The sequence below is a fragment of the Carboxylicivirga sp. genome, from assembly GCF_982718395.1.
The window spans coordinates 18,453-39,755 of record NZ_CEXQWX010000041.1 but is presented as its reverse complement, the minus strand read 5'-3'; the positions used below and the strand labels follow the sequence as shown (position 1 = coordinate 39,755).

Genomic DNA, 21,303 nt, shown 5'->3' with positions numbered 1-21,303 from the left:
CAGACCGCCAAGGTCCACGTCGGCATGGAGATGACCGAAAACCTCCGGTGGCTTTCTGCCGTTTTTGCCCAACATGTAATTTATAGTCAAACGATAAGACTTTAGGAGCCTCTGTAAATGGAATTCCCATCAATGTATTTTGTCTTGGATTTTTTGGATCGGTAATAGGATCTTCCATCTGACCAAGAAAGATACTGCCCGATGCAACTGCCTTCACATTGATTATACCCAACACAACCACTTTCTTTAAATTGGTTTCTAGGCGAGCGCAATATCCATCGCCTCTTTTTTCCTTGTAGACTGATTGGTTAGCTGCAGCAACACCGACTTCGGCACGTACATTTGACGTTGCCCAAGGTGTAAGCTCTTCCAAAGTGCTCTCAATATTCTGGTACTCTTCATTATTTGGTCCTGGTTCGGAATAAATGACTTCCTTTCCTCCCAATAAGCGTGATTCTTTGACATTGCGTGACCACCAGCTATCTAAGTTACTGTAAGGGATCTGTCCATTTGCATCGAAAGTATGCTCAATAGGCTTCTGAGCCATTCCAGCAAACATAGTTAAGGAAAATAAGAAGGAGGCTAATACAATAATCTTATTACGCATAAAACACTTCATTAAGAAATAATCTAGATGTCCGGTATCAATTACCTTGCCAACAAAGATTTTCGTAATTACGATTCACTTCCTAAGATTCGCATTTTTTTCTCTTTTCCGCTGATTACACAGATTCACGTAGATTTTCATTCACCGAAATAGATAAAACTATTTTCAGCGAAAATCAGCATTATCTGCGGGCTGTAAAATTCCGCTTGCGGAATTAAGACTCTTACATATTTCTTCGATATTGACCTCCTACCTCATACAGGGTTTGTGTAATCTGCCCTAGCGAGCAATACTTAACAGTCTCCATCAATTCTTCAAAAATATTTTCATTGCTTAACGCTACTTCCTTTAACCTCGCCAGCTTCTCTGCTGCTTTTTCGGTATGTCTTGAATGGAATTGCTGAAGCGATGTCAATTGATGCTGCTTTTCTTCTTCTGTGCTTCGAATTACTTCACGCGGTAGAATGGTTGGCGATCCCATACTTGAAAGAAATGTATTAACCCCTATCAACGGTAGTTCTCCGCTATTTTTGACCCGCTCATAGTGCAGCGATTCTTCCTGAATCTTACTGCGCTGATAATTTGTTTCCATAGCTCCCAATACACCACCCCGACTATTAATTCGCTCAAATTCTAATAGCACTGCTTCTTCAACCAGGTCGGTTAACTCTTCGATAATAAACGAGCCTTGCAATGGATTTTGATTTTTTGCAAGACCTAATTCACGATTGATAATTAGCTGGATGGCCATTGCCCGTCTGACAGACTCTTCGGTAGGAGTAGTAATTGCCTCATCATACGCATTGGTATGTAACGAGTTACAATTGTCATAAATAGCATACAAAGCCTGAAGGGTTGTACGAATATCATTAAACTCGATCTCCTGGGCATGCAAGGATCGACCTGAGGTTTGAATATGGTATTTAAGTTTCTGAGACTTTTCACTACCTCCATATTTGTGCTTAATGGCTTTGGCCCAGATAAGGCGTGCCACCCTTCCTATTACCGAAAATTCGGGATCGATTCCATTGGAAAAGAAGAAAGATAAGTTGGGCGCAAAATCATCGATGTGCATGCCTCTCGAAAGATAATACTCCACATAAGTAAAACCATTGGCAAGCGTAAAAGCCAATTGGGTTACAGGATTTGCACCTGCCTCGGCAATGTGATAACCCGAAATGGAAACAGAGTAAAAATTCCTGACTTGATTTCGAATAAAATACTCTTGCATATCGGCCATCATCTTTAGCGAAAAATCTACCGAATAGATGCAGGTATTTTGAGCCTGATCTTCCTTCAGAATGTCAGCCTGTACGGTTCCTCGTACCGCATTCAATGCATTATTCCTAATGTTAGAATAAATTGTTTCATCCAATAGTTCATTTCCCGGAATACCTAAAAGCTTTAATCCTAATCCACTGTTACCTTCAGGCATTGGAGCATTGTAACTTACCTCATCTTTTTTAAGGGCATCTTCGTCAAGCTTATTTTCTGAAAAGTATTTTTCAACTTGCTGATCAATTGCTGTATTCAGAAAGAATGCCGTTAATACAGGTGCGGGACCATTGATGGTCATACTTACTGATGTTAAGGGATGACATAAATCGAAACCAGAATAGAGTTTTTTTACATCATCCAGTGTAGCGATTGAAACACCAGAATTGCCCACCTTTCCATAGATATCTGGTCGTTTATCTGGGTTTTCGCCGTAAAGTGTCACTGAATCAAATGCGGTAGATAGGCGTTTGGCCAGCTGACCTGCAGATAAATAATGGAATCTTTTGTTTGTTCGTTCAGGACCTCCTTCACCGGCAAACATTCTTGTTGGGTCTTCATTTTCCCGTTTAAATGGAAAGACACCTGCTGCAAAAGGAAATTTGCCGGGAAAATTCTCCTTTAATTGCCACCTTAAAATATCCTCCCAGTTTTTATACCCGGGAACGGCTATTTTTGGTATCCGCATATGTGATAAAGACTCTGTAAATGTTTTAACCTTTATCTTTTTCCCTCTGGAGTTAAATGTAAAATGCTCATCGCTATAATTTCTTAAAATTGCATCCCACTGATCAATCAAAGCACGATTCTCTGCATTAAGCAGTTTTTCATGACGCTCTATTTCGCTTTCCAAGGCCGAAGTGTCTTCTCCATTCTTTCGCAATAATTCCGCACTTTGCGTTAAAGCATATAATTTACCAGTTATAGTGGATTGCTCCTCAGTTTCACGATTATATTTCCGAACCGTTTCACAAATCTCGGACAGATAACGCACACGATCAGGTGAAAGAATAACATTCATCTCGGCTTCTTTTTGTCGAATTGTGCCTCTTTGAACCGGTAATTGTGGATAGGCTTCTAAAAGTGCTGACTTTAATGACTGATAAAACTCATTGACACCTTTGTCATAAAAATGAGATGCATTAGTAAGGTAAACGGGCATATCATCCACTGATTGATCCCATAAATTTCTGTTACGTTGTATTTGTTTTTTTACATCACGCAACGCATCCTGGGCTCCTTGTTTGTCAGATTTGTTAATTACAACAAAATCAGCAAAATCGAGCATGTCAATTTTCTCCAATTGCGATGGTGCACCAAATTCAGGTGTCATCACATAAAGCGAAAGATCGCAGTAATCAATAATCTGCGAATCGGCCTGACCAATACCTGAAGTTTCAAGAATAATTAAATCAGAACCAGCTGCCTTTAATAAAGCAACACTATCACTTAGATGCAGAGCTATTGGCTGTTTTGCATCGCGGGTTGCCATTGAGCGCATAAAAACGTTCGGATGGTGAATGCTGTTCATACGTATACGGTCACCTAAAAGTGCTCCTCCGGAACGGCGCTTACTCGGATCAATGGATACGATGGAAACCTTCATATCTGGTGCATCTGTCACCAGACGCCTGATCAGCTCATCTATTAAGGACGACTTCCCTGCTCCACCGGTTCCTGTAATACCAATCACAGGCACATTCTTGTCTTTGCTTTTCGCAACTGAATTTATATCGTCTGCTGAATGCTTTTCATTCTCTATAAAGGTCAGGAAACGGGCTAATTTAAGCGTCTCTTCAAAATCAGGTAACGTTTTAGCATCTTCAACATTTGGCAAGCTATAATCCGATTTTAACAACACTTCATTCACCATTCCCTGTAGACCCATTACTCGTCCATCGTCTGGTGAATAGATTCTTGCAATACCGTGTTCATGAAGCTCTTTTATTTCATCGGGTAGTATAACGCCACCTCCGCCTCCGAATATTTTTATATGTCCAGCTCCCTTTTCCTGAAGTAGATCGTACATATATTTAAAAAACTCAATATGCCCTCCTTGATAGGAGGTAACAGCAATCGCCTGCACATCTTCCTGGATGGCACAATCCACAATTTCTGATACAGAACGGTTGTGCCCCAAGTGGATCACTTCGGCTCCTGATGCCTGCATTATTCTGCGCATAATATTAATCGCTGCGTCGTGTCCGTCAAACAAAGAGGTCGCAGTAACGATTCGTATCATATTTTTGGATTTATATACTGTATCCATAATGCCAGACTTAAATTTCCATATTCTGAGCAATGAGCTCCGCTATATCCAGATTTATTACCTCACTATCTTTACCTGCAAATTTAATCCCATCGCTTAGCATTGTCATGCAAAACGGACAAGCGGTAGCAACAATATCAGCTCCAGTAGCTAAAACATCAGAGGTTCGTTCCTCATACACTTCTTTATTACCTTTCTCGGTTTCTTTAAACATTTGTGCACCACCAGCACCACAACACAACGAAAAACTTTTTGCCCGCTTCATTTCTTTATAGTCAACAGTGATATTATTCAGGACTTTACGGGGGGCTTCATAAATTCCATTCCCTCTGCCTAAATAGCAAGGATCGTGAAAGGTAACACGCTTATTTTTCAGTATTTCTTTTTTCACTTTAACTGCACCGTTATCCAGCAGATCCTGAAGAAAAGTAGAGTAATGAATGACTTCGTAATGCCCTCCCAATTCAGGGTATTCATTCTTGATGATGTTAAAACAGTGTGGACAGGTGCAAATTACTTTATTAATACCATAACCATTGAGCATTTCGATAACCTGCATGGCCTGCATCTGATATAGCATTTCATTGCCGGCCCGTTTTGCCGGATCGCCGGTGCAGGTCTCTTCTGTTCCCAGAACTGCATAATCTACATTGGCTGCATTGAGTATTTGTGCAAATGCTTTTGTTACTTTTTGGTAACGTTTATCAAAAGCACCAGCGCATCCTACCCAAAATAGATACTCTGGCTGATGTCCTTTGGCCTTCAACTCGGCCATTATCGGTACATTTATTTTCGTCATCAAATTTTATTTAAAATTATTACATCAGGCCTCAGTCCACTTTAACCGGTCTTCTGCTGAGTACTTCCAGGGAGCACCATTATTCTCGATATTAGCAAACATTGCATTTAATTCATCCGGCGCATCGCCTTCTTCCAGTACCAGGTAGCGCCGCATATCCACAATCAGGTTGGGGTGACTGATATTTAGCGGACATTCCATTGCACAGGCGTTACATGTGGTGCAGGCCCATAGTTCTTCCTTTGAAATATAATCTCCTAGTAAAAATTTCCCTGAGGCATTCTTCTCCCGATATCTTTCTTCCATTCTGGCTCTGATATCGACAAAGATTTTCCGCGGCGACAATACCTTTCCTGTTATATTAGCCGGACACACTTCTGTACAACGACCACATTGCGTACATGTTAGCGAATCCATATAGTTTTTCCAGGTAATATCTTCAACATCTTTAACTCCGAAACGGGCGGGCTCTGATTGGGCTGTTGTATCAAATGCATTTCCACTCAGCATTAATTCCACCTCCTTTTTAACCTCTGGCATGGAAGGTAGATAAGTCAATGGTTTAAGATTACTGAAAAAAACATTGGGCACCGACATAAACACATGAAAGTGCTTGGAGTAAGGTAAATAATTAGCAAAAATGAAAATCAACAAAATATGTGACCACCAAAAGATATGGTACATCAGCTTAAGTGAATTTTTGTTAAGTTCAATGTATTGCGCCACTGTTTCACTAACCGGATAGAAACCTGCCAAATCAAGGGTATGCAATTTTAGATCAGTAATGTTTAAACCGATAAGTGATACCATCAGCAACAATATAAAACCAAGAGCAATGTTGGCATCTGTTTTATTAGCTTTAGTTAATTCCATTCCTTCAAAACGCCGAATATGCATAACCAGACGACGAAATAAAAAGGCCAGAATACCAAGAAGCACGATATAAGCAAAAACATCGCCACTGGCAATTATAGCATCATAGGCAACTCCTAAGGCACCAAACACTCTGTGCTGTCCGGTAAGTCCGTCAATTACCATTTCCAGACTACCAATGGTTATTACAATAAATCCCCAAAAAACAAGAGCATGCATTAGTCCAATGATAGGCTTTCGTAGTATTTTTGTCTGTCCAAGAGCTACTTGTGCAGTCAGCTTCAGGCGTTTTCCAACCTGACCATCAAATTGAGAGTCTTTAGTTCTGCTAAAGTTGACTTTTAATCGCCTGAATGAACGAAATAAAAAAACGATCGTCAATAATAAAACCAATGAAAAGAGAACCTGTAGCATAAGCCTTCGTTTTGCTGTTATTTGTTTTCTGCCAGATGTTTTTTAAATAATTCATTCAGTTCTGGAACAATGGCATGTGCATCGCCAACCAGGCCATAATCTGCCACATCAAAGATGGGTGCATCGGCATCTGAATTTATTGCTACTATGCATTTTGCTCCACTTACTCCCGCCACATGCTGAATGGCACCTGAGATACCAATTGCAAAATAAATATTAGGTGAAATAATTTTTCCCGTCTGACCAACATGTTCATCCGCGGGCCGCCAACCATCATCGGCTACGGGACGACTACATGCCGTTGCTGCACCTAATGTTTCTGATAGTTCCTCAATCATCTTGAAATTCTCAGGGCCTTTTAATCCGCGACCTCCGCTTACAACAATATCGGCATCAGCGAGCTGAACACCTTCTGCACTCATTTCTTTTTTGACAATTTCTAACCTTGATTCCGGCTCTTCAATAGCTGGTGCAAAGGCTTCTATCTGAATTTCACCAGGAGATTCTTTCAGCCCAAAGCTATTAAGCATTGGTGTTAGTATCTTCCGGTCGGTCATAACTTTAACTTTGGCTATCGCTTTACCTGTAAAAGCTCGCTTACTTACCAAGAAAGGTTCATAAGATGATGGCAGATCCAACACCTGCGGAATAAAACCAGCTTTTAATCTGACTGATAAACGAGGTGCAATTGCCTTTCCTTGTGCATTGTCAGGAAACAAAATGTATTGAGCATTTATTTGCAGTACCGCCTGTTCCACAATGCGTGTATATACGCGGTTGACTCGCTGATTATACCTGGAATCACCTGCCTTTAGAACTTTGGTCATTCCATACTGACCAAGTTTACGCAATTCATCATCATCTATCTCACCAATGACTACTCCAGTTACTTCTGAATTTGTAGAGTCCGCCATTGCCTTGGCATAGGCTGTTAATTCAAGGCTCTGTTTTTTAATTTTACCACTAACATTTCTGATATATACTAGTATCGACATTACTTAAGGTTTAGGTTTTAAATCAATTTAGCTTCAGAACTCAGACTATTGACCAGTTCGGCCGGATCATTTAATAGTTTCACTTTCCCTTTTTCAGGAGGAGAATTGTATTCGACAAACTCAACTAAAGGAGCTGTATCTATTGCTTCTTTCACTTCAAGGGGTTTGCTACGTGCTGTCATTATTCCTCTCATATTGGGAATTTTGGGTACACGGGCAAATCCTTTTTGTACAATCAAAACGGTTGGGCCATGCACCTTCAGCTGCTCCTTACCATCTGCCACATCGCGCTGATAGATTGGCTCATCGCCATCAAAGTGAATGGATGATACCGAGGATACTGATGCATAATCGAGTAATTCGGCTAACATACCACCGACGGAAGCCTCATTATAATCACCTGATTCTATCCCGCAAACGATAAAACCAAACTCTTTACCTTTAATATATCCAGCTAACTGACTGGCTGTTTGAAAGGCATCAAGCGGCTCCATATCAATCCGCACAGCTTTATCTGCCCCAATAGCTAATCCTTTTCTTAAAGTTGGTTCACACCTTACACCACCAACCATCACGATTTCAACCTCAGTAACCGGTGAAGAGGAATCCTCCTTCAACTCAACAGCACGTGTCAGTGCCAATTCATCCCATGGATTAATTACCCACTGAATGCCCGTATCATCTAATTTAGTTGATTGCTCAGCAAAGCGAATCTTAGTAGTTGTATCGGGTATATAGCTCATACAAACCAGTATACGCATAGTTCTCCTGTTTTTATATAAAAATTAAATATCTTCGTTTTCAATAGCGCGGGAAATGATGATTTTCTGAATCTCGGATGTTCCTTCGTAAATCTGAGTCAGCTTGGCATCACGCATCATACGCTCAACATGGTACTCTTTAACGTATCCATATCCTCCATGAATTTGAACAGCTTCGGTGGTTACCTGCATTGCCATATCTGCAGTATATTGTTTTGCCATTGCACTGGCGACACCATAAGGCTGTCCCTGATCCTTCAGCCAGGCAGCTTTGAGACAAAGAAACCTGGCGGCTTCGATTTGCGTGGCCATATCGGATAATTTAAAAGCAATTGCCTGATGCTTGATTATTTCCTTACCAAAGGTTTTTCGTTCCATTGCATATTTACGTGCCAGTTCATAGGCTCCGGATGCAATTCCCAATGCCTGTGAAGCAATACCAATTCGTCCACCTTCCAGGGTTTTCATGGCGAACTTAAATCCAAAACCATCATCACCAATCCGGTTTTCTTTGGGAACTTTCACATCTGTGAATTGTACAGAATGGGTATCGGAACTTCGCATTCCCATTTTATTCTCATGTGGCCCTACCGAAACGCCTTCTGCATTACGTTCTATTATAAGTGTATTGATACCCCGATGACCCTTGCTTTGGTCTGTTTGAGCAATTACCAAATAAACCGATGCTGTATTTCCATTGGTAATCCAGTTCTTGACGCCATTTACGAGATAGTGATCGCCCATATCAATGGCCTTCGTCTGTTGCGAGGTTGCATCAGAACCTGCTCCCGGTTCAGAAAGCAGAAAGGCACCTGTTATTTCCCCTCTTGCCAGTGGCTTAAGGTATTTTTCTTTTTGCTCTTCTGTTCCGTACTTTTCAATTCCATAGCATACAAGCGAATTATTCACTGATATGATAACGCCAACCGAGGAGTCCACTTTTGAAATTTCCTCCATTGCCAGAACGTATGAAACGGTATCCATACCTCCTCCATCATATTTCGGATCGACCAGCATACCAAGAAAGCCCAGTTCGGCCAGATTACGGATATGATCTGTTGGATAGATGGCTTTTTCGTCGCGTTCTATGACATCGTTAATCAGCTCTCGCTGCGCATAATCACGCGCTGCCTGCTGAATCATTATTTGCTCTTCTGTTAATTGGAAATTCATTTTAATTGGCTTAGGGAGATTATTTTCTTAATTACTTTTTTAAACACCATACTTACAACTGTTTTGTCATTACCACCCATATTGACTGTTAATGCATAAGGTTTATCATTTTGAATTTCAATCTGGGCACTTCCTGCCTTACCTGTCAGTTGTTCCCATATTGTGACTACCTGATGAACGCCTGTTGCACCCGTCGGATGTCCCCATGCAATCAATCCACCAGTAGTATTGAATGGTATGGAGCCATTGCGCGCTGTGTTTCCTTCTGCAACAAATGCTGCTCCTTTACCTTTATCAGCAAAACCAATGGCCTCTGTAGCCAATACCCCTGCTATAGTAAAACAATCGTGTGTTTCAACAGTTGCCAGTTGTTCCTTTGAAATACCTGCCATTTGCATGGCCCTTTGCACTGCTGCTTTTGTGGTGCTTAGTTCTAAATAGTCAACCGGCTCTTCCATAATATTGTCTTCTGCCTGAGCAAAGCCTACCAATTCTATCGCATCTTCAATGGATACTCCACATCTTTTCAGACCTTCTTCTGAAACAATAGCGATAGACGAAGCTCCATCCGACACTTTGGAACAATCGGTATAATTGAGGTTATCCACAAAACGACTGCCATCAGGTGGTAAAAGACCGGTTTCCATCAGACGTTCGTTTTTATTTTCATATTCCTGGGCCGTTTCGCACAGTCTTGCATTTTCAATACAGTTGACATACCATTTTGCCATTCCTTTGCGCATGTATTCCTCACCCCAGGCTTTAGCATAGGCTCCTGCCCTGTCGCTGAACTTTCCCGGAAAAAAATACGCATGGCCGTTTTTCCGTTTCTTATAAAAGTCAGCTTGTGCCAAGTAATCAGCTCCGTACATGGCCTTTACCGTATTCTGAACTTCAACTCCTAAAGCCAGTACAACATCAGCTGTACCTGCCAGTATGGATTTAACTCCAGTCATTACAGCCAGACCTCCGGATGCACAAGCTCCTTCGACCCTAACCGATGGTTTGTATTTTAACTCAGGATCGATGGATGGAATAAAAGCAGCCAGGTGAGCCTGATTATTAAATCGCGAGGCCATAAAATTGCCAATAACGCTCTCGTCTACATTAACTGCACCCTTTATTTGTTCCAGTGTTTTTCTTCCGGCCTCCTGAATATAATGTTCTAATCCGGGATTTTTCTTTTTGGGATTAAACTCCGAACGTCCACTTCCAAGAGAAACCGTATTATATCCAGCTACTATAAATACTCGTCTTTGCATAACTCAATCGATAAAATTATTAACCGGCCCATATAAATAATAGAAGCCATTTTTCATTACATCGTTCACATATTCTGTTGAGTCACAAATTCCATTTGTAAGTAATTGCTCAGCAATTGTTTTCATCGCCAACAAGTAATCCTTAGCTAATTGAGCTCCTTTGCTTTTCTCTGCTTTCAATTGCGTAAAGAACTCATTAATATGTTGCTCCTTGTATTTTGAACGACTCAACTGATTCCAGCTGTATACCTTTGTTTGAACGGATAGAAATTCATCAACACGAGGTGCTAATGTTTTTATGTCAATGTATTTTAATGATGGAATATCCAAAACCTCAACAGCTTTTCCTTTTTGGTACTTAAAGAAACCGTCTCTCTGTGTACCATCTGCATTTTGTCCTCCTTTGATGCCACTTGAAAGTAAATCATCCAGAAATGGACATTGTAGTTCTTCATCCAAGTGTCGATTCATGACTTTCATAATTAAAGAGCAAACATCCACTCCGACATATCCCATCAACTGGAATATTCCCATTGGTCGAATCAATAACTCATGGCTAAGCTTATCAACTGTTAATAAAGCTTCAGCCGGACTCAACTCCTTAAGCAATGAGTTATGTAGATTGACAGCGTAGATTATTTCGCGCATAAAGAATCCATTACCAATAAAACCTGCAATATCGTTGGCTGGTACAATTAATTTATTCATGTGCTTAGCCAAACCATTAACAATCTTTGCTAATTCAGGAATAGCCTGATCAAGCTCAACAACTTCAATCAGTTTCTGAACAGCCGGCGGATTGTAAAAATGACAGCCTATAATTCGTCCATCCAAACCTGCTTTATCATTTAACACCTTAATAGGAATCGCACTTGTATTAGTAAGAAAGTATGGGCTGTTCGGGTTGTTATCGTTAATATTTTTCAGGACGCCGGCCTTAATGTTTTCATCTTCGATAATGGCTTCAAAGATTAAAGTTGAATGGTAAGCAGCCTCCATATTAATGGTAGGTTTAACCATCGACAAAGCTTCAAAGACAAAGGCTTCGATGATATCCTTATTATCAATTAGGTGAGCCCGGTTCACATATAACTTTCGTAATTCGACGATATTCTTTTCTGCCCATTTTTGTAATTGGACTTTGAGATAGTCCATTAAGCCTTGCAATCGTTCAAAACTTTGGTCAATGGCATTAATCACAAAAGTTTCTCCAATATAAGGAGCATGATGCATCAGTTTTGCTGAGTGCAATACATTCAAAAGCAGGATACCGCTTCCCATTTTACCGGCGGCACCAAGCACACTGATGTTCCTAAATCGATCTAAATGACTCATAAAAGTATCTTATTTGTTTTTCGGGTTTACCAAAGAGGTTTTCTTTTCTCTAAAAAGGCAGACATACCTTCCTGTGCTTCAGCACCAAATAATGAAGCAAACATTTGCTGCTCAGATTCGCAGCCAACTTCAAAACCTCTATCGAGGCCACTGTTTATAACAGGTGCCAAAGATCTGGATGCAGTTGGTCCTTTTGAAGCAACCAGTTTTGCTATATCCATTGCTTTAGGCATTAGCTCATCGATCGAAAATACTGCCTGCACTAATCCCATGCGTAAAGCTTCCTGTGCCGTAAACATATTGGCCGTGTATAAATAATAACGTGCATTATTCAGGCCTATAACTCTGCTTAAACGCTGGCTTCCACCGAATCCGGGAATTAATCCCAAATTAACTTCGGGAGCGCTAAAGCGAGCTGTATCTGATGCCAACAAAAAACTACAGCAAAGAGCCATCTCAAGCCCTCCACCCAGTGCAAAACCATTAAGAACACCTATAAAAGGTAATGACATCATTTCAATTCGTCGCATTACGTCCTGCCCAAGTTTTGAAAAGGACAAAGCTTCGGCTTCTGTCTTCCCTTTCATTTCTGCGATGTCAGCACCTGCAATAAAGGCTTTTCCTTCACCCGTTAATATTACTACACGGATTGTTTCAGAAGCTTCTATACGATCAAGTACACCATTCAATTCTGTGAGCATTTCGCTGTTTATGGCATTTAGAGCCTTGGGACGCGAAAACGTAACGATGGCTATTTTTTCTGTTTCTGTGTAAGTGAGGCTATTCATATTTTATCCTAAAAAAGATTGCTATTCAAGTTATGTAATCCATTTTAAGATATCAATGTCTTTTTTGAAATTTTATTCAAAAATCTCGAGACTCACTTTCAAATTGCAACCTCACCTAAAAAGCCATTTTTAATGTGAGCAGTTAACTTTTAATGCTTTACATCCACACAAACACTAACAATTTATCACTGCGCATAACCAATCATGTTAGACGATAAATATTTACTTAGGATTAGTTCAATGAATATTCCATGTATTAAGGGATCGACATCTCATTCAATGTAAAAACATAAGCAAGTAAAAGGAATATTAATATATAGATATGCTTATAATCAGTTAAAACTATAAAAATCAGATTTTTAACAACCCATTATCATATAATAATATAATACAAGGAACATATTTCAATTCACAGCATAGACTACATATGATTATATTTTTTAAACAATATAAATAAGACATCAAACCACTCTTATTCAGAATTATAGATCAAAAAACACACTATGTAGCACATTTTTTAAAGCATGATTTTTGTCATTATTTACATGTGACCGTCCTTAAATTCATATTAGAATGATATTTTTATTGATACTATTAACTAACAATTAGGTTATTTTACCTATAACACTTTATACACAAAATAATGGAAAACAAATCTGTCGGCTTAATTAGCTTGGGAGGATATCTGCCAGCTAAAGAACTAAAGGAAGATCAAGTAGAAAAACTCGTTAAGTATTTAAGAAAGCATACAAATTTGCATGAATGGTACATTAATGAAATAGAAAGCACTGGCAAGTTACCTGGCGACATAGAAACAAACTATGACGGATGGGAAAGTAAACCGTGGTATGATGCCTGGGTGAAGAGTCTTCCTGAAAAGAAACAGGCAAACCCTTTCCAGGGAACAACAGAGCGTAGACGTGTACCAATGGATCCTGGTTCTGTAAAGGAGTCTGTAGTGCCTCATCCTATGTTACCATCTGACGCCGAAACGATAGCCGGAGCGCTTGCAATTGTTAATGCAGGTATTGATCCTGATGAAATTGATCTTGTTTTATCGCATTCACAAGTACCAGACAGACCTCTTCCGACAAATGCTTCTTTAATTCAGGAAAAACTTGGATTAAAAAATGCCGGAGCATACTCTGTTGATACCTGTTGTTCGACATTCGTAACTATGATGGAAGTTGCAACAGCTATGGTTAAAACCGGAATTAAAAAGAAAGTATTAATTGTCAGCAGTATTCTTGACAGCATCATTAACGACAAATCGACGTATTGGAGTGTTGACACAGGAGATGCTTCATTGGCTGGAATTATAACAAGTGTTGAAGAAGGAGAAGGTTATTTAAGTTCTTTCTCAAATAGTCATGGCGACCGACACGATGGTGTTGTATTTGCTGAGCGTTCTCCAATGTTGTTTAAAAAGCCTGAATTAGGGTCAGATTGCAAGCAGCACTTTGTAACATTCCTTAACCAGGAATCATTAAAGCGTATTGCTAAAAATGCCCAATCGGATCTTAAGCATGCTGTTGATCAAACGCTTGAAAAAATAGATTATAATATTGACAATATCGATTTTTTCGTTACTCATCAACCAGTTTCATGGGCCGGAAATGCCTGGCGCGAAGCCATTGATATACCAGAAGAGAAGTTCTTTGAAACTTTTGAGAAGTACGCAAACATCGCCACATGCAGCGCAGGTGTTAATCTTCTTGAAGCTATCGAAAACAATAAGATTAAAGCAGGAGATAATTTACTAATTGCTTCTTCCGGAGCTGGTGAAAACCACATCGCACTAGTGATGAAAGTACCAGCTCAATTGATAGCAAATTGTAATTAAGAAATCAAAGGGATGTTGTCTATTTGGATTTCATCCCTTATTTAATTTAGATACACCACCGTATTGCCATTGATGCTACGGCCCAGTTTGAACCAAAATCTGATAACATAAGCAGATCGCCACGTTTTAGCTTACCCTTACACATTGCATCGGTAATGATTACTGGCATACTGGCTGTTTCAATACATGCCGTTGAAGAAATGGTATCGTGCACCTGAGAATAATCGATACCAATATTTTTTGCCCACGCTTCGCTTAGCCCCCTGAATTTCTGTCCAAAAATATACAGATCGATTTCATCTTTGCTTTTGTCCAGATGCTTCAAAACTTGCTTAACTGAATTGGGTATGTACTGCTCTGTTCGCAGTCTGTGTTTTTCGAAACTACCCTGACCAACAGTAAAAAAAGGTTTTATACTGTAACTATCGTCAAATAAGCTTCCTTTTCCTCCCATCACCTTAACATATCCCGCTTCGTCTTCTATTTCCCACGAGCTCAGATGTATACCTTGTATACCAAATCCTTCATCAACTTTTCGTAGCACAAAAGCACCTGCACCTTCACCAACCAGCAAAGCTTTCATACTATCGCTTAAGGTATTTTTCAGGATTGTTTCAGAAGCAACCACCAACACCGTATCGTAGAATCCACTGGCTATATAGGCTGCGGCAGTACTAACCGTGTATATCATTCCGGCAAATCCCTGATCAATATTTATAGCTGCGGCATTTTCTGCTCCAATACCTGTTTGAATGATGGTTGAATTAGGAGGAGTCAACCGACTCATATCTTTTGATGCACCTGTTACCAATACAAGATCGATCTCTTTAGAACTGATATCCGCATTTGTCAAAGCATCTTTTGCAGCCTTAATAGCCATTTCATTAATTCCTTCGTCACCAGAATAATGACGTTCTTTTACCCCAGCCACCTCATCAATAAAATGTTTTTCATCTTCGGAAAGCCTAACATACTTGAAATCATCGTTTGACAATTTCATTGATGGCAAATAAGTTCCGACACCACAAATACCAACCGGCACTGAGGGAGTAACAACTTTTGAGTCTGATAAATATATGCTACGGTCTTTTTTCATATTGAATCCTGAATTATTAAGGCAAAACAAAGCCCTGCTGTATGGCAGGGCTCAATTTAAACAAAAATTAGTTCTTTGATTGGGCATCCAACCAGCTTTCACCTTCTGAAATTTCAGCAAATTGCATATTTGGCATACTTGATGTTTCTGTAACCTTATTCAATTGGCTTTTTGCAATAGCACTTTGAGGAAGAATTTCAGCAACTTTAAACATACCAGCATTTACAAGGTCCATATGAGATTTCTGCTGCTTTTCTACTAAATCTAAAGGTAAAGTCTTAAAGTTGCGCATATCAGCAACAACTGTAAAACCTGACTTCAGATAATTGATAGCCTCTTTTTGATCAACAATGTACTGATCAACGATCTCTCCTTTGGCCCAAAAACCCTTACATGCGATGTGTAGTCGATTTTTTTCCGAATCAACACTCAAATCATAGTTAGTGTTTGATGCAATTACTTTTTTCATCTTTTTAGTTTTTGATTTATACGCGTTATGATACACCGTACAATGTTTTTTGTTTCATTTATGTATATTTTTTTTGATTATTTAATTTTAATATTACAGGTACTTAATTGATTGAATATAAAAAATACATCATAAACTCTTAAGTAAAGTACTGATTCACTTAAACTTCATAGATACACTTATTGATTTTAATTGATTTGCACTGTTAGACTATTATTAAGCATCTTTTTTAAGATATGAAGCTTTGATACTTTCAATCCTGAGTCTTTAGCAAACACTTCATATTATTCGATATTATAGCGTACATTATAAGATTCCTAAAAGTGAAATATCAAAATCGGAGCTGAAACCATAATATGCAATAAGAGATTTCGCTAATATTTTGTTATATATTTGGATAAAAGCATGATTGATTGAAACTTAGTTTTTATTTCAGATCTTTCGCAACAGAGAACAAGCTTTTATAAGTATGAACTACAAGAATACTAAAATAATTTTCTAAATTTGCGCACCGCAAGGCCTCGTAGTTCAATGGATAGAATGTAGGATTCCGGTTCCTATGATGTGGGTTCGATTCCCGCCGGGGTCACAAATCCTCCTGATTGTCAGGAGGATTTTTTATACCATTTAGCTTTAGATGCCCTACCCCTAAAAATTATACTACCGGTAATAATGTAATTGTAAATTGACGCTTTGACAAGGAATCATTAATCTGTCTGAGCAATACAAATGCTATTTATTGCGCATCAATTCTTTTAAACGTCCAATTTCTTCAGCCTGCTTCTCTAACCTGGTTGTCAGGTTTTCTTTTTCCTGAATGAGTTGAGCTATTTTTCCATCTTTCTGAGCACACCTGACACATAACTCTCCTTCGTCAGCTACCATATTGTATGCATCGGTATTGGCCAGATAAGTTTTATTTGTATTTAGCATTTCTCCTTTACCTGTCATTAACCATAAGGCATCGATTTCGGGAAATGTTTCGAGTATTGCGTTTAGCATTGAACTTTTGGGATCCTGAGTATCACCAATATAAACTTTTCTTACTGTTTCAGAATTAAAATCAATTCGCTTAGCAAATTGCGAAGGATTCTTTGAATACTTATCAATAACATTTTTAATCCTGATACTCAACGACATATTATAGATATATAAAAATAATGACAAAATAATTTGGCAAAAACCAACTTATTTTGGTATTTTACAGTGGTTATCGGTAGCAAAATAACATTTATATAACAGTAATACAATAGTAAAAGATGATGACAAAAGAAGCATTACAGAAATTAAGATCAAAACTTCCAAGACACTACAGGAAGGAATTAGCAAGCAGAACAGGCAAAAGTGAATCGGCAGTATATCAGGCCTTAAGAGGCGATATTGACAGTCCGTCCATAATAGATGCTGCAATAGATTGGGCACAAGAACTTGCTCCTGAGAATAAATCAAAGGTTAACCGTATCAATTCACTATAGCGTATAAAACTGACCCTTGCCTACATGATTGACTTTTTTAGCAGTTGTTATTAAGCAACATAAAACACTAAAGTCTCCAGTAATCCTATTGCCTTTGGCATACTAATATCAAAATAACGTTGACCGATCAGAATAAGAATGTTGTTTTCAGGCAAACTGGAAAAAGAATAGGCGTCAGAGCATAATTCAGAAATAATTATGGGAAGCGACAATAAAACAATACGTAAAAATGCAAACCATATTAACAATGCACGCGAGTGGGAGAAAGCTATATTGGATGTTAATACGGCATATGAAGATCTGAACATAGCACTTAATGAACGGATTTTTATTGAAAGTTTTTTTAAACAACCAGCTAAACATGATCAGTACCCTGACGAGGCAGAAAACAGCTAAACACACATAAACGATAGGTGAAAATTTCACTTTTGTAAAAACGACCAAAAGAGTTCGTCTTTTTAAGAGTATTGGGGTCGAAACAGAAAATCTTAGGAATATAACCCAACAAACCGGTATGCTTTATTGGGTTTGGATTTCAAGGGTTGACATATCATTGAAAGGGAAGCACTATAATGATTTTGCACTTCCCCTGAACAACTGTGCTATGCGATTTTCTGGCACCCAAAATAGTTTATGATTGAAAGTATGGTTTGTAATTAGAGTTTGTGCTTTTGTTTTTATTCAAAACTGTTAAAGAAATCGATCATAAGACGATTGTAATCGGCAAACTCTGTTAGCGGAAGCGTTTCATTACGATCGTAAATATCGTGATAGGCTTGTATGCCGCCCAAGGTATATATGTAAAAGCATGGCACTCCTTTTTCGTGGAACATACAATGATCGCTAATACAGGCTTCACCCCGCTTTTGCACTGAAGCCAGATAATTGTTTTCACTGTTGATTTGACTCAAGGCATTAAATTGTTTCTGATGAATACTTCCATTAACAACTTTAATGCCCTCGTCACCTGTTCCGGCCAGATCAAAGTTAACCAGAAACTTGATTTTTTGCAGATCAAAAAGAGGATTGTTAACAAAGTGCTTAACTCCCAACAAACCTATTTCTTCGGCTGCCGTCGCAATAAAAGCGATGGAATACTTGGGTGGATACTCCTGAAAATGCTTTGCCAGGCTTAAAAGCATTGCAATACCACTGGCATTATCATTTGCTCCAGGGAAATAGGTGTCAGTGCCCATTTGTCCGAGATGATCGTAGTGTGCGGTAACTACCAGAAATGAATCGGTATAGGTTGTTCCTTCGATATATCCGATCAAATTTTCAGTTGTAAAATTAATTAACCGTGCATCAACATAGATCTCCACATTTTTCGTGTTGCTAAAATCCAGCTTTGAATTGACAGTGAATGAAGGTTTGGAGGCTTGCTGAGTAGCAGTACTCCAAGTCAGTTTTTTATTGGTATTGATAATGACAGAAACAAATGGCACGTTTGGGTTATACTTTAGGACTTTTATCAGCTCATTGGCCTGTCGTTCCTGTTCTTTATCTTTTGGATGAAAATCTATTTCATCAATTACCAGAACCTTACCAGCAGATGAATTAAGAGTGGATTTAAACTTCTCTTCATCGAGTAATTCGTGCTTTTTAATATGTACAAGCGGATACTTACCCTTTATTGATGCAGACAACGGATCAATAATATAATCCTGACCGGGCACCAGTTCAACACTGTCAACTTTCAATGTCATAACAGATGGAAACGTATTGACTTCAACATGGAAAGGTTGAGCGTAGTTATCACCGAATGATTTTAAACCGATAGAATTAAACTGCTTTTTAATGTATCGCACTGCAATTTTATTACCATCACCAACATAACCCCTACCCTTAAATTTTTTAGATGAAAGAGTTTTAACAACATTCCTTGCATAGTCAACATCTTGTGCTTTAACATGTACAAATAAAAAAGCGATGATGGAAAGAAAAATCGATTTATACATACTTGACAATGGTGATTACTTTTTAGTTAAATAATAAAATTCCCGTTCTAGTTCGTGCTTTAAACGGACTGTGCTTCTGCGCATAATCAGGTATGGAGCTCCAAGCATAAAAATAGCATGAACGAGAATAAATGGAAAAAAGAAAAGCGGCATATTGGCTTCCATATCCTCCACAACAAGAAAGATTCCGATGAATATGCAATAAAATAAAATGGCAATAATGTAAAAAGGTATCATCATACCATGAAATCCATTGATCTCGGTTTTGATAATCAATTTATCGCCAGATTGATGATAGGTCCCTTCAGCCATTGCCAGGTTCATATTCACATCTAGCAGCTTCCTTCTTCTCTTAATTTTAAAGCCTCTATTATCCACATAGCCTTTATATTCGCTTTTACTGGAAGAAAAACTATCGAAAGTTTCGGACAAGGAACCGTTTTCTCCTTCGTCAACTATTTGCTTTAACCTTCTGATAAACTCATGCTTTTGGATATCGAGTTCAGTTTGAAGGTGTCTTATTAGTTTGAGTTTCTTTAAAAAGCTTTTCATGCGGTTAGGTTTGGGAGGTTATCGTTAATTAAATTATTAGTTCTTTAAGTTTTCATCCATTAATGCTTATTTCTTATAAAACCGTTCATCATTGGCTTTTTCAAAATATCGACTTTGAGCACCACCATAGGTATTACTAGTTCGTTTCATGTTGGTTTTCTCAGTAGTTGCATGAGTAGTATCAGGATCATCACTTAAATAGACCTTTTCATCGTCGTTAGAACTGATGGTCAGAACTCGTCCATACTTTTCGTGCAGTCCAAGAGCTGTTGCGCTCTGCCAAACACCTTTTCCATAAACTGCAATCCTCTCTCCTTTTTCCAATATACCCTCCTTGTAACGCAGTGTCTTATTAAGGCCTAACATGTTTTCACTTTCATGACCTTTGCTATTGAGGTATTTCTCAAGCTTAAGGCTGGCATCATTTAAAAAACCGGATTTGTAATTGCGATCTTGAACAATATAACTCTTGATTTTACAGCTATTTATTAAGGCATAATTAGAATCATCTCGAATAACAAAATCACCAGCAACCTCTTCTTCAATTAAAGTGTGCCAGCTAGAGCTATTACCCGATGATTTCTCTTGCTCAACAATTACATAATAGTAAGCACACTCACGTCCTGACAAAGGAGCTATTAACGGTTCGTCTGTATACTCTACCTTTCCTACTACCCTTGCAACATTGCCATCTCTAAACTCGTTCAGTCGTTTTAACTCTGCATTTTTAAGCTTTCGCTTGATAACTGCCTTTTTATTATAAAAAATAGCAAAAAGGGCGATGGCAGCAATACCAACTATAACGACTAAAATAAATGGTTCATTCATTTGAAAAGTTTTTTGATTAGGTGAAGTTTATTGAAACAGTGCATATCCCAAAACAAAGCCGGCAACAACCGCAATTATTGTAACAACAGTGTTTTGTTGTCGATCTTGTTCAACCCGCGTATTTACATGTTCTGCTTTATAATATTCATCACTTCTAAGTGGAGTCATATCACTTTTGTATTGATAAAATTCAGCCGTGCAACGATAGCAACTACTCCACAGGTCAGGTCTTTTTTCCTCAGTGATGTTAATAACATGTGCATCTATAGCACAGGCTTCGTTGGTAAGTATTTCAATCGCATGTGCTTCGCTGCATGAAGTTGAAAATCCAGTTTCTCCAAGTACGATCTCCCCCACTTTCTGCAGTGAATCGTTAACAGCTATATTCTTATTAATGATTACATCACATGATTTATATGCTGATTTGTCGGTTTGATAACCATGCCGAACAATGCGATGCGAACAGCTTACAAGGCTTAAGATTGCTAAAACAAAAAGGAAATTTTTCATTGTTAGTTATTTAGAATATTC

Annotated in this window: 20 protein-coding genes and 1 tRNA gene; 4 read left to right on the top strand and 17 right to left on the bottom strand. The window is 38.6% G+C overall.

Annotation, left to right across the window (positions count from 1 at the left end; translation table 11 throughout):
• The 10 genes from AC4MRQ_RS09935 to AC4MRQ_RS09890 all read right to left on the bottom strand — a co-directional run.
• The coding region (locus AC4MRQ_RS09935; RefSeq protein WP_491197517.1) for a PCMD domain-containing protein at nt 1-607 on the bottom strand (607 nt) is incomplete at its 3' end.
• A 223-nt stretch (nt 608-830) separates the two neighbouring features.
• The gene (locus AC4MRQ_RS09930; protein WP_491197516.1) at nt 831-4,124 is read right to left on the bottom strand and encodes a methylmalonyl-CoA mutase family protein; all 3,294 of its coding nucleotides are present in this window, start codon (nt 4,122-4,124) and stop codon (nt 831-833) included.
• Nucleotides 4,125-4,161: 37 nt separating this feature from the next.
• The gene (locus tag AC4MRQ_RS09925) at nt 4,162-4,950 is read right to left on the bottom strand and encodes a (Fe-S)-binding protein (protein WP_491197515.1); all 789 of its coding nucleotides are present in this window, start codon (nt 4,948-4,950) and stop codon (nt 4,162-4,164) included.
• A 24-nt stretch (nt 4,951-4,974) separates the two neighbouring features.
• Nucleotides 4,975-6,237: a 4Fe-4S dicluster domain-containing protein gene (locus AC4MRQ_RS09920; protein WP_491197514.1), complete on the bottom strand. Its 1,263-nt coding sequence runs from the start codon at nt 6,235-6,237 to the stop codon at nt 4,975-4,977.
• Between the two features lie 17 nt (nt 6,238-6,254).
• Nucleotides 6,255-7,232 carry an electron transfer flavoprotein subunit alpha/FixB family protein gene (locus tag AC4MRQ_RS09915; protein WP_491197513.1) on the bottom strand — a complete coding sequence of 326 codons (978 nt, stop codon included), beginning with the start codon at nt 7,230-7,232 and terminating at the stop codon, nt 6,255-6,257.
• A 17-nt stretch (nt 7,233-7,249) separates the two neighbouring features.
• Nucleotides 7,250-7,993: an electron transfer flavoprotein subunit beta/FixA family protein gene (locus AC4MRQ_RS09910; protein ID WP_491197512.1), complete on the bottom strand. Its 744-nt coding sequence runs from the start codon at nt 7,991-7,993 to the stop codon at nt 7,250-7,252.
• 24 nt (nt 7,994-8,017) lie between these two features.
• Entirely contained in the window at nt 8,018-9,166 is a 1,149-nt protein-coding gene (locus AC4MRQ_RS09905; protein ID WP_491197511.1) for an acyl-CoA dehydrogenase family protein, read from the bottom strand.
• The gene (locus AC4MRQ_RS09900; protein ID WP_491197510.1) at nt 9,163-10,428 is read right to left on the bottom strand and encodes a thiolase C-terminal domain-containing protein; all 1,266 of its coding nucleotides are present in this window, start codon (nt 10,426-10,428) and stop codon (nt 9,163-9,165) included. Before AC4MRQ_RS09900 ends, AC4MRQ_RS09905 begins: the two co-directional genes overlap by 4 nt.
• Nucleotides 10,429-10,431: 3 nt before the next feature.
• Nucleotides 10,432-11,763: a 3-hydroxyacyl-CoA dehydrogenase family protein gene (locus tag AC4MRQ_RS09895; protein WP_491197509.1), complete on the bottom strand. Its 1,332-nt coding sequence runs from the start codon at nt 11,761-11,763 to the stop codon at nt 10,432-10,434.
• A 26-nt stretch (nt 11,764-11,789) separates the two neighbouring features.
• Complete coding sequence (locus AC4MRQ_RS09890) at nt 11,790-12,551, bottom strand: enoyl-CoA hydratase/isomerase family protein (protein WP_491197508.1); 762 nt, start codon at nt 12,549-12,551, stop codon at nt 11,790-11,792.
• A gap of 643 nt (nt 12,552-13,194) precedes the next feature.
• Between AC4MRQ_RS09890 and AC4MRQ_RS09885 the strand changes: the two genes are divergently transcribed.
• Nucleotides 13,195-14,394 carry a 3-oxoacyl-ACP synthase III family protein gene (locus tag AC4MRQ_RS09885; RefSeq protein WP_491197507.1) on the top strand — a complete coding sequence of 400 codons (1,200 nt, stop codon included), beginning with the start codon at nt 13,195-13,197 and terminating at the stop codon, nt 14,392-14,394.
• 46 nt (nt 14,395-14,440) lie between these two features.
• Here the strand turns inward: AC4MRQ_RS09885 and AC4MRQ_RS09880 are convergent, their stop codons facing one another.
• Together AC4MRQ_RS09880 and AC4MRQ_RS09875 are read right to left on the bottom strand one after the other, a co-directional pair.
• On the bottom strand, nt 14,441-15,490 hold the full coding sequence (locus tag AC4MRQ_RS09880; RefSeq protein ID WP_491197506.1) for a 3-oxoacyl-ACP synthase III family protein: 1,050 nt from the start codon (nt 15,488-15,490) through the stop codon (nt 14,441-14,443).
• Between the two features lie 67 nt (nt 15,491-15,557).
• Complete coding sequence (locus tag AC4MRQ_RS09875; protein WP_491197505.1) at nt 15,558-15,959, bottom strand: hypothetical protein; 402 nt, start codon at nt 15,957-15,959, stop codon at nt 15,558-15,560.
• Nucleotides 15,960-16,476: 517 nt separating this feature from the next.
• Here AC4MRQ_RS09875 and AC4MRQ_RS09870 point away from each other — a divergent pair.
• Nucleotides 16,477-16,548 (top strand) — tRNA-Arg (locus AC4MRQ_RS09870).
• Nucleotides 16,549-16,691: 143 nt separating this feature from the next.
• Here the strand turns inward: AC4MRQ_RS09870 and AC4MRQ_RS09865 are convergent.
• A complete protein-coding gene (locus tag AC4MRQ_RS09865) occupies nt 16,692-17,099 on the bottom strand; it encodes a hypothetical protein (RefSeq protein WP_491197504.1) in 408 nt (135 codons plus the stop codon).
• A 119-nt stretch (nt 17,100-17,218) separates the two neighbouring features.
• Here AC4MRQ_RS09865 and AC4MRQ_RS09860 point away from each other — a divergent pair, with 119 nt between their 5' ends.
• Nucleotides 17,219-17,434: a hypothetical protein gene (locus tag AC4MRQ_RS09860; RefSeq protein ID WP_491197503.1), complete on the top strand. Its 216-nt coding sequence runs from the start codon at nt 17,219-17,221 to the stop codon at nt 17,432-17,434.
• A 198-nt stretch (nt 17,435-17,632) separates the two neighbouring features.
• Nucleotides 17,633-17,830 carry a hypothetical protein gene (locus tag AC4MRQ_RS09855; RefSeq protein WP_491197502.1) on the top strand — a complete coding sequence of 66 codons (198 nt, stop codon included), beginning with the start codon at nt 17,633-17,635 and terminating at the stop codon, nt 17,828-17,830.
• A gap of 281 nt (nt 17,831-18,111) precedes the next feature.
• Here the strand turns inward: AC4MRQ_RS09855 and AC4MRQ_RS09850 are convergent, their stop codons facing one another.
• The 4 genes from AC4MRQ_RS09850 to AC4MRQ_RS09835 all read right to left on the bottom strand — a co-directional run bounded on the left by AC4MRQ_RS09850 (nt 18,112) and on the right by AC4MRQ_RS09835 (nt 21,282).
• Nucleotides 18,112-19,392: a M28 family metallopeptidase gene (locus tag AC4MRQ_RS09850; protein WP_491197501.1), complete on the bottom strand. Its 1,281-nt coding sequence runs from the start codon at nt 19,390-19,392 to the stop codon at nt 18,112-18,114.
• A 15-nt stretch (nt 19,393-19,407) separates the two neighbouring features.
• Nucleotides 19,408-19,944 (bottom strand): hypothetical protein, encoded by a 537-nt coding sequence (locus AC4MRQ_RS09845; RefSeq protein WP_491197500.1) that lies wholly within the window; start codon nt 19,942-19,944, stop codon nt 19,408-19,410.
• Between the two features lie 66 nt (nt 19,945-20,010).
• Nucleotides 20,011-20,772, bottom strand: coding sequence for a hypothetical protein (locus tag AC4MRQ_RS09840; RefSeq protein WP_491197499.1), 762 nt, complete (start codon nt 20,770-20,772; stop codon nt 20,011-20,013).
• A 27-nt stretch (nt 20,773-20,799) separates the two neighbouring features.
• Nucleotides 20,800-21,282, bottom strand: coding sequence for a hypothetical protein (locus tag AC4MRQ_RS09835; RefSeq protein ID WP_491197498.1), 483 nt, complete (start codon nt 21,280-21,282; stop codon nt 20,800-20,802).
• Between the last annotated feature and the right edge of the window lie 21 nt (nt 21,283-21,303).

Excerpts from the sequence above, each read along its gene's own strand:
- AC4MRQ_RS09850 (WP_491197501.1), bottom strand. The coding sequence starts at position 19,392 with ATGTATAAATCGATTTTTCTTTCCATCATCGCTTTTTTATTTGTACAT.
- AC4MRQ_RS09860 (WP_491197503.1), top strand. The coding sequence starts at position 17,219 with ATGATGACAAAAGAAGCATTACAGAAATTAAGATCAAAACTTCCAAGA.
- AC4MRQ_RS09890 (WP_491197508.1), bottom strand. The coding sequence starts at position 12,551 with ATGAATAGCCTCACTTACACAGAAACAGAAAAAATAGCCATCGTTACG.
- AC4MRQ_RS09925 (WP_491197515.1), bottom strand. The coding sequence starts at position 4,950 with ATGACGAAAATAAATGTACCGATAATGGCCGAGTTGAAGGCCAAAGGA.
- AC4MRQ_RS09845 (WP_491197500.1), bottom strand. The coding sequence starts at position 19,944 with ATGAAAAGCTTTTTAAAGAAACTCAAACTAATAAGACACCTTCAAACT.
- AC4MRQ_RS09840 (WP_491197499.1), bottom strand. The coding sequence starts at position 20,772 with ATGAATGAACCATTTATTTTAGTCGTTATAGTTGGTATTGCTGCCATC.
- AC4MRQ_RS09855 (WP_491197502.1), top strand. The coding sequence starts at position 17,633 with ATGGGAAGCGACAATAAAACAATACGTAAAAATGCAAACCATATTAAC.
- AC4MRQ_RS09895 (WP_491197509.1), bottom strand. The coding sequence starts at position 11,763 with ATGAGTCATTTAGATCGATTTAGGAACATCAGTGTGCTTGGTGCCGCC.
- AC4MRQ_RS09885 (WP_491197507.1), top strand. The coding sequence starts at position 13,195 with ATGGAAAACAAATCTGTCGGCTTAATTAGCTTGGGAGGATATCTGCCA.
- AC4MRQ_RS09875 (WP_491197505.1), bottom strand. The coding sequence starts at position 15,959 with ATGAAAAAAGTAATTGCATCAAACACTAACTATGATTTGAGTGTTGAT.
- AC4MRQ_RS09930 (WP_491197516.1), bottom strand. The coding sequence starts at position 4,124 with ATGATACGAATCGTTACTGCGACCTCTTTGTTTGACGGACACGACGCA.
- AC4MRQ_RS09900 (WP_491197510.1), bottom strand. The coding sequence starts at position 10,428 with ATGCAAAGACGAGTATTTATAGTAGCTGGATATAATACGGTTTCTCTT.
- AC4MRQ_RS09915 (WP_491197513.1), bottom strand. The coding sequence starts at position 7,232 with ATGTCGATACTAGTATATATCAGAAATGTTAGTGGTAAAATTAAAAAA.
- AC4MRQ_RS09920 (WP_491197514.1), bottom strand. The coding sequence starts at position 6,237 with ATGCTACAGGTTCTCTTTTCATTGGTTTTATTATTGACGATCGTTTTT.
- AC4MRQ_RS09865 (WP_491197504.1), bottom strand. The coding sequence starts at position 17,099 with ATGTCGTTGAGTATCAGGATTAAAAATGTTATTGATAAGTATTCAAAG.
- AC4MRQ_RS09905 (WP_491197511.1), bottom strand. The coding sequence starts at position 9,166 with ATGAATTTCCAATTAACAGAAGAGCAAATAATGATTCAGCAGGCAGCG.
- AC4MRQ_RS09835 (WP_491197498.1), bottom strand. The coding sequence starts at position 21,282 with ATGAAAAATTTCCTTTTTGTTTTAGCAATCTTAAGCCTTGTAAGCTGT.
- AC4MRQ_RS09880 (WP_491197506.1), bottom strand. The coding sequence starts at position 15,490 with ATGAAAAAAGACCGTAGCATATATTTATCAGACTCAAAAGTTGTTACT.
- AC4MRQ_RS09910 (WP_491197512.1), bottom strand. The coding sequence starts at position 7,993 with ATGCGTATACTGGTTTGTATGAGCTATATACCCGATACAACTACTAAG.